Below are 13,242 nucleotides of genomic sequence, written 5' to 3'. Positions count from 1 at the left end.
ACACCATGCAATCGCTTTCCTACGACCGCGCGCGCGACGTCGACCATGCGATCGAGCTGGCGCGCCAGCCCGGCGCCAAGTTCATCGGCGGGGGCACGAACCTGCTGGACCTGTACAAGAGCGGCATCGAACGGCCGCTGCGCCTCGTCGACGTCAGCCGCCTGGCCCTGTCGGCCATCGAGGAACTGCCGGACGGCGGCCTCTCCATCGGCGCCATGGCCAGCAATACGGCGGCCGCCAACCACCCGCTGGTGCGGCGGCGCTACCGGCTGCTGTCCGAAGCGCTGCTCAACGGCGCCTCGACCCAGCTGCGCAACATGGCCACCGTCGGCGGCAACCTGCTGCAGCGCACGCGCTGCTATTACTTCACCGACCCCGCCTTCAAGCGCTGCAACAAGCGCGAACCGGGCTCGGGCTGCGACGCCATCGACGGCCACCAGCGCATCCACGCGATCCTGGGCGCGAGCGAGCACTGCATCGCCACCAACCCGTCGGACATGAGCGTGGCGCTGGCGGCGCTCGATGCCGTCGTCCACCTGCAGGGCCCGGACGGCGCGCGCCAGGTCTCGATCCACGACTTCCACCGCCTGCCGGAAGACCGTCCCCAGGACGATACCGTGATCCAGCCGGGTGAACTGATCGTGGCGGTGCAGCTGCCGCCGTCGCCGTTCGCCCGGCATTCGCACTACCTGAAGGTGCGCGACCGCGCCAGCTATGCGTTCGCGCTGGTGTCGGTGGCGGCGGCCGTCGACCTCGACGGCGACACGGTGCGCGACGCGCGCATCGTGCTGGGCGGCGTGGCCCATAAACCGTGGCGCGCCGTCGAGGCCGAGAACCTGCTGCGCGGCCAGGCGCTGGACGCGCTCGACGACGCGGCGCTGGCGCGCATCGGCGAGGCGGCCGTCGCCGGCGCCCGGCCATATCCGCACAACGCATTCAAGGTGGCGCTGGCGCCGCGCGCGGTGGCGCGGGCCTTGGGTATTGCAACCGGGATCGCAACCGGCATGAAGGGAGGCATGGCATGACGACGATCGGCACCCCCATCAACCGCGTCGACGCCTGGGCCAAGGTCAGCGGCGCCGCCCTGTACTCGGCCGAGCATCCCGTCGAGGGCCTCGTGCACGCCGTGCTCGTCACGAGCACGATTCCCGCAGGCCGCGTGCTGCGCATCGACGACAGCGCCGCGCGCGAGGTGCCCGGCGTGCTGCTGGTGATGACGCCGCAGAACGCCCCGCGCCTGCCGCAAGAGACCAAGGACGGCAAGATCCAGCCGCCGATCGGCCGCCGCCTGACGCTCCTGCAGGAAGACGAGGTCTATTACAACAACCAGCCGATCGCCGTCGTCGTGGCCGATACGTATGAACGGGCGCGCGAGGCGGGGGCACGCCTCGTCGTCGAGTACGAGCGGAAACCCGCCGTGCTGGATTTCGAGCAGGCGAAGCAGTCGACCTATCCGCCCGAAAAAGTGCTGACGGAGGACGCCGACACGCAACGCGGCGACGTCGACACGGGCATGCAGGCGGCCGGCACGCGCCTGGACGCCACCTACACGACGCCCGTCGAGAACCATAACCCGCTGGAGACGCACGCGACGATCGCCCAGTGGGATGGCGACCGCCTCACGCTGCACGACTCGACCCAGTACATGAAGGGCGTGCAGCGCATCGTCTCCAGCATCTTCGGCATCCCGCCGGAAAACGTCACGGCGATCTGCCCCTACGTGGGCGGCGGCTTCGGTTCGAAGGGCTCCGTGTGGTCGCACGTGGTGCTGGCGGCGATGGCGGCGAAGCAGGTCGGCCGTCCCGTCAAGCTGTCGCTGGACCGCAACCAGATGTTCGGCCCCGTCGGCCAGCGTCCCGTTACCGACCAGCGCATGCAGCTGGGCGCCATGGACGACGGCAGGTTGATGGCATCGCGCCACGACACGGTCGCCTACACGTCGGTGCTGGAAAACTGGATCGAGCCCTGCGGCCTGGTCACGCGCATGATGTACGAAAGCCCGAACCAGGCGACCACGCACCGCCTGGCGCGCATGAACCTGGGCACGCCGACCTTCATGCGCGCGCCGGGCGAGGCATCCGGTTCGTTCGCGCTGGAGTCGGCGATGGACGAGCTGGCGCATGAACTGCACATGGATCCGCTCGAGCTGCGCCTCAAGAATTACACGGAGCGCGATCCCGGCAAGGAACTGCCGTGGTCCAGCAAGTCGCTGCGCCAGTGCTACGAGATCGGCGCCGAGCGCTTCGGCTGGCGCGACCGCGATCCGCAGCCGCGCTCGATGCGGCGCGACGGCAAGCTGGTGGGCTGGGGCATGGCGACGGCCACCTACCCGACCAACCGCTCGCCGGCCGAGTGCTCGGCCACGCTGCACCCGGACGGCAGTGCGCTGTTCCGCTCCGGGACGCAGGACCTGGGCACGGGCACCTATACCGTGATGACCCAGGTCGCGGCCGATGCCCTGGGCATGCCCGTCGAGCGCGTGCGCTTCGAGCTGGGCAACTCGCAGATGCCGGAAGCCCCCGTGTCCGGCGGCTCGACGACGGTGGCCAGCGTGGCGCCGGCGGTGCAGGCGGCCGGCCATGCGCTGCGCCTGAAGCTGATCGGCATCGCGGCCGCCGACGAGGCCTCGCCCCTGTTCGGGGCCACGCCCGACCAGGTCGGCGTCGATGGCGGCGCCGACGGCGCGGAGCTGTACCTGATCGGGGACACGGCGCGGCGCGAGCGCATGGCCGACATCGTGGCGCGCCACGGCGCACCGGTGGAGGTCACGGCCAAGGCGGAGCCGGGCGACGAAAAGCAGAAGTACTCGATGCATGCGTTCGGCGCCGTGTTCGTCGAGGTGGAGGTGGACGAGGACCTGGGCGAGATCCGCGTGCCGCGCGTCGTCGGCGCCTACGGGGTCGGCAAGCTGATGAACGAAAAGACGGGCTACAGCCAGCTGATGGGCGGCATCGTCTGGGGCATCAGCCTGGCGCTGTTCGAGGAAACGCTGATCGACGGCAGGGAGGGGCGCGCCGTGAACGGCAACCTGGCCGAGTACCACGTGCCGACCAATGCCGACGTGCGCGACATCGACGTGCAGATCGTCGACGAGGACGACCCGCACGTGAACCCGCTGGGCGCGAAGGGCATCGGCGAGATCGGCATCACGGGGGTGGGCGCGGCGATCGCGAACGCGGTGTTCCACGCGACCGGGAAGCGGGTGAGGGACTTGCCGATTACGCTCGACAAGGTGCTGTAGATAGTTTGCCGTCGTTCCCGCGCAGGCGGGAATCCATGCTGAGCCACCGAAGTCGGTATGTCGGAAATACCGAGGTGTCTCCCATGTACTGAATTCTGTGCTTCAGTATGGGGTAAAACAGTCCACTGGACTGTTTTACCCTGCGCGGGAAGTCGTTTCCGGCAATGCCGGGAACGACGGTTCAATGTGCTGGCTTATTGTTGTGCTGCGCCTGCGCCACGTGTTCTTCCTTCCCCTCCTGCTTGCCCTCATGCCCCTCGCCATGCGCCTGGTGCGTGTTCTCCCACCCGCCGCCCAGCGCCAGGAACAGCTGCACCTGGTCCATCGCCAGCTGCGCGTCCGATGCCGCCAGCACGTTTTCCGAGTTGGCCAGCGTGCGGTCCGCGTCCAGCGCCGACAGGAAGTCGGTGCGACCGAACTGGTACAGCTTGGCGGTCTGGCGCGCGGCCAGGGCGCTCTGGTCGCGGGCGGCGCGCAGGGCGGCGTTGCGGTCCAGTTCGCGGGCGTAGACGGTCAGCGCGCTTTCCGTCTCGCGCAGCGCGTTCAGCACCACCGAGTCGAAGCGGGCCAAGGCGCCGGCCGTGTTGGCCTCGGCCTGGGCGATGTGCGAGCGCGCCGAGCTGGTCGACGGCAGGCTCCACGAGATCAGCGGGCCCAGGCTGAATTTCCAGGTATTGGCATCGCCGAAGTCCTTCATGAAACCCACGCCGCCGAACGAGGCGCCGAGGCTGATGTTCGGGTACAGCTCGGCCGTGGCCACGCCGATGCGCGCTGTGGCGCCGGCCAGCAGGCGCTCGGCCTGGCGCACGTCCGGACGGCGGCGCAGCAGGGCGGCGCCGTCGCCGACGGGCACGGCGCTGGCCACGCGCGGCGGCGTCGCGCACTGCGCCACCTCGGCCGGGAACTGGCTCGGCACTTCGCCGGTCAGCACGGCCAGGCGGTACAGGGCCGTGCGGCGGCGCGCTTCCAGCGGCGGCAGGTTGGCGCGCAGCTGGTCGAGCTGGGCCTGGGCGCGGCTGTTGTCGATGGCGATGCCGCGGCCGCGCTGCACGCGTTCAAGGGTCAGCTTGACGAAGCGCTGCTGCAGGTCCACCGACTCCTGCGCCACCTTCAGCTGGTAGCCGGCCGAGCAGGCGTCGGCATAGGCGCGCGTGGTGTCGGCGGCGACCATCACGTGGGCCAGGTCGGCGGCGGCCTGCGCGGCTTCCTGGTCCGCTTCGGCCGCTTCGACGGCGCGGCGGATGCGGCCCCACATGTCGGCCTGGTACGAGATCTTGATGTCGCCGTCGTACAGGCCCCCGCGCGGAATCTGCTCGGGCACGCCGATCGAGGCGCCGGCGATGCGGCCGTAGATGGGCGCGACGCCCATCTCGACTTCGGGACGCTTCTTTTCCTCGACTTCCTCGAGCACGCCGTGCGCGCGCTGCAGGTTGGCGGCGGCCACGCGCAGGTCGGCGTTGGCCGCGAAGGCCTTGGCCACCAGCTTGTCGAGCAGCGGATCCTGGTACAGGCGCCACCAGTCGGCCGGCAGCGGTTCGGACGAATAGGACTTCTCGGCCGCGCCCATGAACGGCGCCTTGGCGGCGTCGCGCTGGACGACGGCTTCCTTCGGCACGTGGTAGTCGGGGCCGACCGTGGTGCAGGCGGCCACCGCCGCGGCAAGGGCGGTGAGCGTCAGGACTTTCTGGGCGGTGGAACGGATGCGGTTCATGATGGTTGCTCGGTGTGGTCGCGTGGCGCCCGTCGGGCGCGTGGTGGGCACGTGGTGCCCAACCTGCGACGTGTCGTTATCAATGCGTGGTAGCGGTGGCGACGCTGGCGACGGCGGCCGGCTTGGCAGCGGCCGGCGCGGCCGGCGCGGCCGGCGCCGCGGGAGCAGGAGCAGGAGCGGCCGCAGGCGCGGCGGCCGAACCGGCCAGCACCTTGACGGTGGCGGTCTGGCCGGCGACGAGGCGCACGTTGGCCGGCACCGGATCGAGGGCGATGCGCACGGGGATGCGCTGGGCCAGACGCACCCAGTTGAAGGTCGGGTTCACGTTCGGCAGCATGTTGGCGCCGGTGCTGCGGTCGCGGTCGGCGATGCCTTCGGCAAAGCTCTCCACGCGGCCCTTGATCGGCTGGCGGGTACCCATCAGGGTGACGTCGACGCGGTCGCCGAGCTGGATGCCGGGCAGCTTGGTCTCTTCGAAGTAGCCTTCGACGTAGAACGAGCCGCTGTCGACCACCGCCATCACCGGATGCGACGCGGTGGCGTAGGCGCCTTCCCGCAGGTCGAGGTTCGTCACGGTGCCGCCGACGGCGGAGACGACGCGGGTGCGCTCCAAATTCAGTTTCGCCGTGTCGCGGTTGACGATGGCCTGGGCCAGCGCGGCGCGCGCCTGGTCGCTGCGGGTCTGGCCCTGTTCGCGGGTTTCCTGCGACACCAGGTCGTCCAGCTGGGTGTTACGCTTGTTCTCGCGCAGCGCCTGGGCCAGCGCCGCCTCGGCCGCCGTCACCTGGGCTTCGCTCTGGCGCAGGGCCAGTTCGAAGCGGGCGCGGTCGATGTCGAACAGCGGTGCGCCGGCTTCGACGCGCTGGTTGTCGTGCACGTACACCTTGGTCACCTGCCCGGTCACGTCCGGCGCCACCTGCACCACATAGGCCTTGACGCGGCCGTCGCGGGTCCACGGTTCGACCTCGTAGTGGCGCCACAGCTGCCAACCTGCATAGACCGCGCCGGCGGCCACCAGCACAGTGATACCCACCCGGCCGATCGCCGGAAGAAAATTTTTCGTAGCCATGTCAGGACCAGTTGCGTGTGAAATAGGTCAGCGCGCCGAGCACGATGACGAACAATGAAAAATCGAACAGGGCCGGGTGCCAGACCAGCCGGTAGAAACCGGTTTTGGCCAGGACCAGGTTGAACAGGCGCGATACCACCAGCGCCGCCAGCGTGAGCAGCAGGAGCGGAGGAAGGTAGAGGCCATAGATGCTGACTTCGCCGATCATCGGATCTCCTTGGGTCAGATTGCGGACATGGCGGCAGGCTGGTACGGCGCCGCCTTCGGGAACAGGTCGCGGCGCATGCCCGTGAGGGCCGCGAGCGCCTCGCGCTGGAATGCGTCGCGGGTGCCGTCGCAGATCGCGCGCAGGGCATTGTCGAGCGCGTCGAGCAGGCGCGTCTCGCCTTCCTCGTCGACGGACGGCATGTGCGCGAAGTGGCGCGACAGCTGCGTCATCAGGGGGCCGAGGGCCGCCTCGCCGCGTCCCAGCTGGGCGCGCACGTTCTGCAGCAGCGTCATGTTCAGGCCGATGCGCAGGTCGCGCAGCGCGTCGCGCGCCTGCAGGTCCTGCAGCGATTCGGGATTGGCGCGCGCCGCCTGCGCCAGGCGCGGCGCCAGCTGGCCGACGCGGTCGATCATGCGCGCCGAGAATTCCGGCAGCGTGGTCTTCTCGCCGCCGCCCAGGCGCGCCAGCTCGTTCCAGCCGGCCTTGAGCAGGCGGCGCGCGGTCCAGGCGGCGCCCACGCTGCGCACCACGCGGGTCGTGACGGCGGCCATGGTCAGGCCGAACACTTGCGACAGCATGCTGTTGGTGAAGGTCACCATGTCGGCGTTGTGGGTGTCGATCATGGCCAGCGTGCCGCAAATGCCGAACAGGAAGGGCATGGCGCGCCCGAAGGTGGCCGGCCGCGCCAGCAGCACGCCCAGCACCAGGAACATCGGCGCGCACACCAGCACCAGCATCTCGAAACCGTGGATCGCGGGCAGCAGCACCAGCAGGTACACAGCCGACGCCGGGATCGAATAGATGGTCCAGGCCAGGAAGCTCTTGATGAACGGGACCGGGTCGTCCTGGGTCGAGAAGAAGCAGCACAGCACGGCGCACATCATCGGCGCGGTGGCGCCGCCCGGCCAGCCGGTCAGGATCCAGAAGGCGCAGCAGATCAGCACCGCGACGATGGCCGCGAACGCCGACAGCGCGGCCATGCCGTAGTCCAGGTGCAGCGCGCTGACGGGAATGCCGGCCTGGTGGCGCACTTCGCGCGGCAGGCGGCCGTGCACGCCGGCGTCGATGCGCTGGCGCAGCGTGCGGGTCTCGACCAGCAGGTCGACCAGCCGGCGCAGGCGCGCCGCCAGGTTCAGTTCGACCAGGCCGCTCCAGCTCAGGGCGCGCGAGACCGGCGGCGCCAGCTCGTCGATGCGCTCGTGCAGGCGCGCGCCGTCGGCCGCGATGTCGTGGCTCTTCGGGGTGTCGGTCAGGGCGACGACGTCCTTGAGCAGCGCATCCCAGTGTGCCGACACGGCGTAGGCGCCCATGTCGCGCAGGGCCGCCAGGCGGTCTTCGATGCCCGAGACGACCGGCACGAACTGCGCCAGGCGCGCCTGCAGCGCATTGACGGCGTTGCCGGTCCAGCGCAGGTGCGAGGTGTCGAAAGGAAGGTGGGTGCTCATCAGGCGCAGCTCGGTGATGTCGCCGGCCAGCTTGCGGCGGTCGGCGGGGCTGCGCGCGTCGCCGGCCGGGTTGAGCGCATCGTGGATCCAGAGCTGCGCGTCGCGCACCGCGCCGTCCAGGCGCGCCAGCAGCACGGGCGCGAACGGCTGCGGCAGCACCAGGCTGTGCACCAGGGTCGCGCAGGTGATGCCCAGCACGATCTCCTCGACGCGGGCGAGGGCGATGTCGAAGATCGCGCCCGGCTCGTTCACGGCCGGGAAGGCGATCAGGCCGGCCGTGTACCCGGCCAGCATCAGCAGGTACGAGCGCGGCGTGCGGTCCAGCAGCGACACGAACAGGCAGCCGCCGATCCACAACGCCAGGGCCAGCGACAGCAGCTCGGGCGAATTGGAGAGCTGGGGCACGAGGAAGGTGACGGCGATGCCGCCCAGGACCGTGCCGCCCGCGCGGTACAGGCCCTTGGAACGGGTCGGACCGGCGAACGGGGCGGACACGATGTAGGCGGTCATCATCGCCCAGAACGGTCGCGGCAGGCCGATGCGCATCGATATGTATACCGAGAGCATCGCTGCCGCGAATGACTTCACGGAGAAGAGTATCTCCGAGCGCGACACGAGCTTCATGCCGGCTTGCTGTCGTTTGCCTGTGACTGCGCCTGGTCCTGCAGGGCGGCGATGGCGGCCGGCAGGCCGGTCAGCACGCGCACGCAGCCTTCCACGTCGGCCGGATCGAAGGCGCCGAACAGGGTACGGCGGAACGGGGTCAGCGCCTGGTCCATCAGGGCGGCCGTCTTCAGGCCTTCTTCCGTCAGGCGCAGGATTTTGGCGCGGCGGTCCTGCGGGTCGTCATGGCGCTCGACCAGCTTCGACTCGATCAGCTGGTCGACGATGCGCACCAGCGACGATGCTTCCAGGCTCAGCGTGTCGGCCAGCACGCCGGGACGCACGCCGCTCTCGCCGAAACGGCTGATCACCAGCACGGGCAGGCCGGTCGCCTGCGACAGGCCGAAGTCGGAAGCCACCTTGTCGGCGGCGGCACGGTAGGCGCGGGCGCTGTTGGACAGCGCGGCCGTCAGGCTGCTGAGGGTCTGGTCGGTGAGCGGCATGGGAACTTTGCTATGTAAATATTCGCTTGGGCACTGTTTATATGCGAAAGTTTAGCATGCGAAGTAATTGCGCTCAAGCGAGCCCGCGGGGAGAAATGTAAAAGTTATTACAAGGCAATCCTGTGCAGGTCGGCCGGCGCGGCGAATTCGGTGACGCAGGCATGCCCGCGCAGGGCCTCGATGGCGGCGTAGCCCCAGTGCACGGCCCCGAAGCCGACGCCGGCCTTTTCGGCGGCATCGGCATCCGTGCCCTGGTCGCCGACATAGATGGCGTCCGTGGCGGCGATCCCGCAGTCCTTCAGGACGGCGCGGATGCGGCTGGCCTTGCCGAAGACCGACATGCCGCATTCGAAGCGCTCGACCAGCCCCGCCAGCTCGGGGCCCAGCACGGTGCGCACGTTGTGTTCGGAATTGGACGAGACCACGGCCAGGCGTACGCCTTTCCCGTGCAGGTGGCGCAGCGCGTCGGCGATGCCGTCGAACAGGGGAATGCCGTCGGCGCCGTCCTTCATCATCGCGATGAAGCTCCTGGACGCCAGCGGCAGCTTCCAGGCTGGCATGCCGACATGGTCCATCATCTGGCGCGTGCCCAGGTGGCGCAGGTGGGCGGAGTTGGCGATGTCGATGCGCTTGAAACCGTGGCGGTCGGCGATCGTGTTGAAGACGCTGAGGAAGAAGGGAAAGGAGTCGGCCAGCGTGCCGTCGAAGTCGAAGATGGCGAGGCGGTAGGTCATTGGCGAGGCCTGGTCATTGAACACGTCGTCCCTGCGCAGGCAGGGACCCCAAGTTTTCATGCATAGCGATAATGCCTGCAAAATTGGGTCCTCGCCTGCGCAGGGACGACGTATTGTAAGCCGGTCGACCTGGATCAGCCGTCGATCGCCTTGCGCGCCAGCGCCGTGTCGTCCGAGAACAGGCCGTCGATGCCGGTCTCGAGATAGCGGCGGATCTCGGCGACCGAACCCGCCTCGTTGCGGGCGTTCGGGCCGGCGTCGTTGCGGAAGTCGGCCGCCAGGAAGGCGTTCTCGGGACGGAAGGTCCAGACGACGACCGGCAGGCCCGCCTTGTGCGCATCCGCCACCAGCGAGGTCGGGGCCAGCAGGCGTTCGTCCTTGCCGACCGGGATGACGGCGCGGGTGATCGGCGCCACCACGTCGGCGTACTGCGCCATGTCGCGCAGGCCGCGCGCGGACACCATCTCGCCGTAGGTGAGCGAGCCGCCCGCGACGGCCACGTCGGCCGGACGCAGCTTGTCGTACTGGCCGCCCGCCACCACCAGCTGGGCCAGGCGGACATTGGTGCCGTCGGCCTTGCCGATCGCGCGGCGCAATGCCTTCAGGTTGGCCGTCTCGAACGACTGCACGGTGACGGGCGCGCGCCGCGTGTACTCGTGCGCCTTCAGCGTCGCCACGAAGCGTTCTTCCAGGGGCAGGCTGGCGCTGGCGAACCAGGTCGAGTGCTTCAGTTCCGGGATGATGCCGATGGTGCGTCCGCGCGCGGCCGCCTCGGCGGCGACGAAGTCGATGACTTCCTCGAAGGTCACCAGCTGGAACTGGCCGTGGTAGCCGGTGCCGCGCAGCTTCGGCAGGCGCTCGACGGCGCGCAGCGTCTTCAGTTCGGCCAGCGTGAAGTCGGACACGAACCAGCCGTCATGCGCTTCGCCGTCGATGATCTTGCGGTTCTTGCGCGATGCGAATTCGGAGCGCCGGGCGACGTCCGTCGTGTCCGTGATCGCGTTCTCGTGGCGCGCCAGCAGGATGCCGTCCTTCGTACACACCAGGTCCGGCTCGACGAAGTCGGCGCCGTCCTCGATGGCCTTGGCATAGGACGCCAGCGTGTGCTCGGGGCGCAGGGCGCTGGCGCCGCGGTGGGCGTACAGCGTGGCCTTGGCCTTCGGATCCAGGCGGGATGCCTGGACCTGGGCCAGGCCCGGCAGCGCGGCCAGCGCGGCGCCGGCGGCGGCGCCCTGCAGCAAGCGCCGGCGAGAGAGCGCCGGCAGGATGATGGTACGCATCAGATGTCCGCTTTCAAGGTCAGGAAGCCCATGCGCGGCGGGATCGGGTAGGTGGCGTAGCTGCCGCTCGGCTGGCCCACGACCGGCTGCAGCACGCCTTCGCGGTCCAGCAGGTTCGTCACGCCGACCGACCAGCGCAGGTTCTTCAGGAAGGTATTCCCGACCGGCAGCTTACCATTGACGCTCAAGCCCATCAGGAAGTAGCTCGAGACTTCCAGGTCGTTGGTATAGGTGGCGTAGCGCTTGCCGACGTAGTCGCCGGTCAGCTGCACCTCGAGGTCGGCGCCCGGCTTGAGGGTGGCGACGAACTTGTTCATCCACTCCGGCGAGTTGGGCACGGACTTGTCGGCGGTGCGGATCAGCGTGGTGCCGGACAGGTAGTTGTCCTGGTACTTCGAGCGGTTGTACGAGATCGCGTCGTAGAACGAGAACAGGCGGCCGAAGTGGAAGGTGCCGGCCAGGTCGACGCCGTCGGTCTTGACGTCGCCCACGTTCGACAGGATCGTGGTGCCGCCGGCGAACGAGGTGATGATCGGGTTCGAGCTGACGGCCAGCTGGCGGTCGTGGAAGTCCACGTGGTAGACCGAGACCTGGCCGTCGAAGGCGGTCAGCGGACCCAGGTCCAGCTTGCGCGAATCGCGCAGGCCCAGTTCGTAGGTCAGCGAGGTTTCCGGTTTCGCCGTGGCCTTAAAGTAGTCGAAGGCGGCCTGCGAGGACAGGCTCCACGGCGAGTTGCCGCCGCCGCCGTAGGTCACAAACTGGCGCATGTTCTTCTGCACGTTGGCGAACAGCTGGCTCGAGGCCGAGACGTCCCAGCGCGCGCCGATCTGCGGCAGGAACCATTTTTTCGTGTCGATCTTCCCTTCCGGCAGGCCCTTGGAGCCGTTGCCGATCGATTCCGGTTTTTGGTTCACGGGGAACAGGCCCTCGGCGAACTGCAGGCTCGACTTGAAGCCGCCCTGCACGGTGAAGTCCGGACGCAGCTTCCACTCGTCCTGCAGCGAGAACTGCACGACCTTGTTGTCGATGTCGCTGCCGTACTGGGTGATGATCGGGTTCGACGGACGCTCGTACGGGCTGCTCGGGTTGTTCACGTCCAGCGCGTACCAGCGGCGGTAGGCGCCGGAGTTGTTGTGCTCGAACCAGAGGCTGGCCTGGACGCGGTGCGCGCCCAGGTCCCAGCGCAGGTTCGACAGCCAGCCCTGGCGGTTGATCTTGTACTCGGTGGTGCGGGTTGCGTAGCCCGAATTGCCGAACACGGTCTTGAGGTCCTGGTTCGGCAGGTAGACCTTGAACAGTGCCGGCAGGCCCGCCTGGTTGATGGGACCGGCGACGACGCCGACGCCGTCGTTGTGGTGGAAATAGTACTGGTTCGACCAGGTAAGGTTGTCGGTCAGCCAGGCCTCGTACTTCACGTAGGCCAGCTTGTCGGTGCGCTGGGCGTCGCTGTAGTAGTTGCGGAAATTGGCGCCCACGGAAGCCGGCGGCGCGCCGTTCTTGTCCAGGTAGGCCAGGGCGGCGGCGAAGTCCGGGTACAGGAAGGGGCGGGTGTACGGCGATGCCAGGCCGGCCTGGTGCAGCGTCGAGTCCTCGTTCGGCTCCGTCTTGTCGGACCAGTCGACGAACACGGTCAGCTTGCCGCTGTCGCCCTCGTGCACGAACTTGCCGTTGAACTGGTCGTTGCTCTGGCGGCCGTCGAAGTCCCAGGCCTTGGCTTCATGGTGCAGGCCGGAGATGTAGAAGCTGTTGCCGCCGGCCAGCTTGCCCGAATCGTAGCGCACGAAGGTGCGCGACGTGTTGTGGCTGCCGAGGGTCTGCTGGACGTTGATGTTGGCGTTGACGGACGGGTCGCTCGAATAGGTCTCGATGGTGCCGCCCAGGTTGCTGGTGGACGCGGTGGCGAGGTCGCCGGCGCCCGTGGCCAGCACGACGCTGCGGACGTTCTCGCTGGTGACGGCGCGCTGCGGCGCCAGGCCGTTGTAGTTGCCGTACTGCTGGTCGCCGAGCGGCACGCCGTCCATCGTGTAGCCGAGCTGCTGGCCGTTGAAGCCGTGCACGAACAGCGACAGGTTCTGCTCGTTGTTGCCCCACGGGTCGGCGGTCTGGAAGCTCACGCCGGGCAGCGCCTGCAGTGCCTTGAGCGGGTTCACGCCCGGCAGCACCTTCTGGATCTCGACGCCGGACAGGGCGACCGAGGAACGCGTCTTGCGGGTCGAGATCTCCACGGTGGCGATGCTGCCGGCCGGCGTGGTGTCCTGGATCGCCGCCGGTGCGGCTGCAGCGGCCGCATCGGCCGCCGGCGCGGCAGTGGCGGCATTGTCCTCGGCATGGGCCAGCGAGGCGCACAGCGCGGCGGCGGCGATGGCGATCAGGGACGGACGCAGGGAAAAGCGGGGCGTTACAACGGTCTGGTTCTGGTTCATCGGGAAGCTGGAGGGGGCGGTTGAA

At 68.9% G+C, this 13,242-nt stretch carries 10 protein-coding genes; 2 read left to right on the top strand and 8 right to left on the bottom strand.

Annotated features, from left to right (window positions below):
* The first annotated feature begins 5 nt into the window (after positions 1–5).
* Positions 6–1,025, top strand: coding sequence for a xanthine dehydrogenase family protein subunit M (locus QPK32_RS10570; RefSeq protein ID WP_290412771.1), 1,020 nt, complete (start codon positions 6–8; stop codon positions 1,023–1,025).
* Positions 1,022–3,241 carry a xanthine dehydrogenase family protein molybdopterin-binding subunit gene (locus QPK32_RS10565; protein ID WP_290412770.1) on the top strand — a complete coding sequence of 740 codons (2,220 nt, stop codon included), beginning with the start codon at positions 1,022–1,024 and terminating at the stop codon, positions 3,239–3,241. Before QPK32_RS10570 ends, QPK32_RS10565 begins: the two co-directional genes overlap by 4 nt.
* Positions 3,242–3,422: 181 nt before the next feature.
* On the opposite strand, the gene QPK32_RS10560 is transcribed toward QPK32_RS10565, so the two are convergent.
* From QPK32_RS10560 to QPK32_RS10525, 8 genes are all read right to left on the bottom strand, one after another.
* The gene (locus QPK32_RS10560; protein ID WP_290412769.1) at positions 3,423–4,952 is read right to left on the bottom strand and encodes an efflux transporter outer membrane subunit; all 1,530 of its coding nucleotides are present in this window, start codon (positions 4,950–4,952) and stop codon (positions 3,423–3,425) included.
* Positions 4,953–5,031: 79 nt separating this feature from the next.
* The gene (locus tag QPK32_RS10555) at positions 5,032–6,021 is read right to left on the bottom strand and encodes an HlyD family secretion protein (protein ID WP_290412768.1); all 990 of its coding nucleotides are present in this window, start codon (positions 6,019–6,021) and stop codon (positions 5,032–5,034) included.
* Between the two features lies 1 nt (position 6,022).
* The gene (locus QPK32_RS10550; RefSeq protein WP_290412767.1) at positions 6,023–6,229 is read right to left on the bottom strand and encodes a DUF1656 domain-containing protein; all 207 of its coding nucleotides are present in this window, start codon (positions 6,227–6,229) and stop codon (positions 6,023–6,025) included.
* 14 nt (positions 6,230–6,243) lie between these two features.
* Entirely contained in the window at positions 6,244–8,298 is a 2,055-nt protein-coding gene (locus QPK32_RS10545) for an FUSC family protein (RefSeq protein ID WP_374046728.1), read from the bottom strand.
* Positions 8,295–8,780 carry a MarR family winged helix-turn-helix transcriptional regulator gene (locus tag QPK32_RS10540; RefSeq protein WP_290412765.1) on the bottom strand — a complete coding sequence of 162 codons (486 nt, stop codon included), beginning with the start codon at positions 8,778–8,780 and terminating at the stop codon, positions 8,295–8,297. Before QPK32_RS10540 ends, QPK32_RS10545 begins: the two co-directional genes overlap by 4 nt.
* Positions 8,781–8,887: 107 nt before the next feature.
* Positions 8,888–9,514: an HAD hydrolase-like protein gene (locus QPK32_RS10535; RefSeq protein ID WP_290412764.1), complete on the bottom strand. Its 627-nt coding sequence runs from the start codon at positions 9,512–9,514 to the stop codon at positions 8,888–8,890.
* A gap of 134 nt (positions 9,515–9,648) precedes the next feature.
* Complete coding sequence (locus tag QPK32_RS10530) at positions 9,649–10,794, bottom strand: glycerophosphodiester phosphodiesterase family protein (protein WP_290412763.1); 1,146 nt, start codon at positions 10,792–10,794, stop codon at positions 9,649–9,651.
* Positions 10,794–13,217 (bottom strand): TonB-dependent receptor, encoded by a 2,424-nt coding sequence (locus QPK32_RS10525; protein ID WP_290412762.1) that lies wholly within the window; start codon positions 13,215–13,217, stop codon positions 10,794–10,796. Before QPK32_RS10525 ends, QPK32_RS10530 begins: the two co-directional genes overlap by 1 nt.
* Positions 13,218–13,242 lie beyond the last annotated feature (25 nt).

Origin of the sequence: Massilia sp. YIM B02763, assembly GCF_030412015.1 — a bacterium.
Taxonomy (GTDB): domain Bacteria; phylum Pseudomonadota; class Gammaproteobacteria; order Burkholderiales; family Burkholderiaceae_D; genus Telluria.
Note: the sequence above shows the minus strand (reverse complement) of the source record. Positions and strands in the feature narration are given on the sequence as shown.

Bases quoted from the DNA above. Each gene is read 5' to 3' on its own strand.
- QPK32_RS10570 (WP_290412771.1), top strand. From the start codon at position 6: ATGCAATCGCTTTCCTACGACCGCGCGCGCGACGTCGACCATGCGATC.
- QPK32_RS10525 (WP_290412762.1), bottom strand. From the start codon at position 13,217: ATGAACCAGAACCAGACCGTTGTAACGCCCCGCTTTTCCCTGCGTCCG.
- QPK32_RS10560 (WP_290412769.1), bottom strand. From the start codon at position 4,952: ATGAACCGCATCCGTTCCACCGCCCAGAAAGTCCTGACGCTCACCGCC.
- QPK32_RS10545 (WP_374046728.1), bottom strand. From the start codon at position 8,298: ATGAAGCTCGTGTCGCGCTCGGAGATACTCTTCTCCGTGAAGTCATTC.
- QPK32_RS10555 (WP_290412768.1), bottom strand. From the start codon at position 6,021: ATGGCTACGAAAAATTTTCTTCCGGCGATCGGCCGGGTGGGTATCACT.
- QPK32_RS10550 (WP_290412767.1), bottom strand. From the start codon at position 6,229: ATGATCGGCGAAGTCAGCATCTATGGCCTCTACCTTCCTCCGCTCCTG.
- QPK32_RS10565 (WP_290412770.1), top strand. From the start codon at position 1,022: ATGACGACGATCGGCACCCCCATCAACCGCGTCGACGCCTGGGCCAAG.
- QPK32_RS10540 (WP_290412765.1), bottom strand. From the start codon at position 8,780: ATGCCGCTCACCGACCAGACCCTCAGCAGCCTGACGGCCGCGCTGTCC.
- QPK32_RS10530 (WP_290412763.1), bottom strand. From the start codon at position 10,794: ATGCGTACCATCATCCTGCCGGCGCTCTCTCGCCGGCGCTTGCTGCAG.
- QPK32_RS10535 (WP_290412764.1), bottom strand. From the start codon at position 9,514: ATGACCTACCGCCTCGCCATCTTCGACTTCGACGGCACGCTGGCCGAC.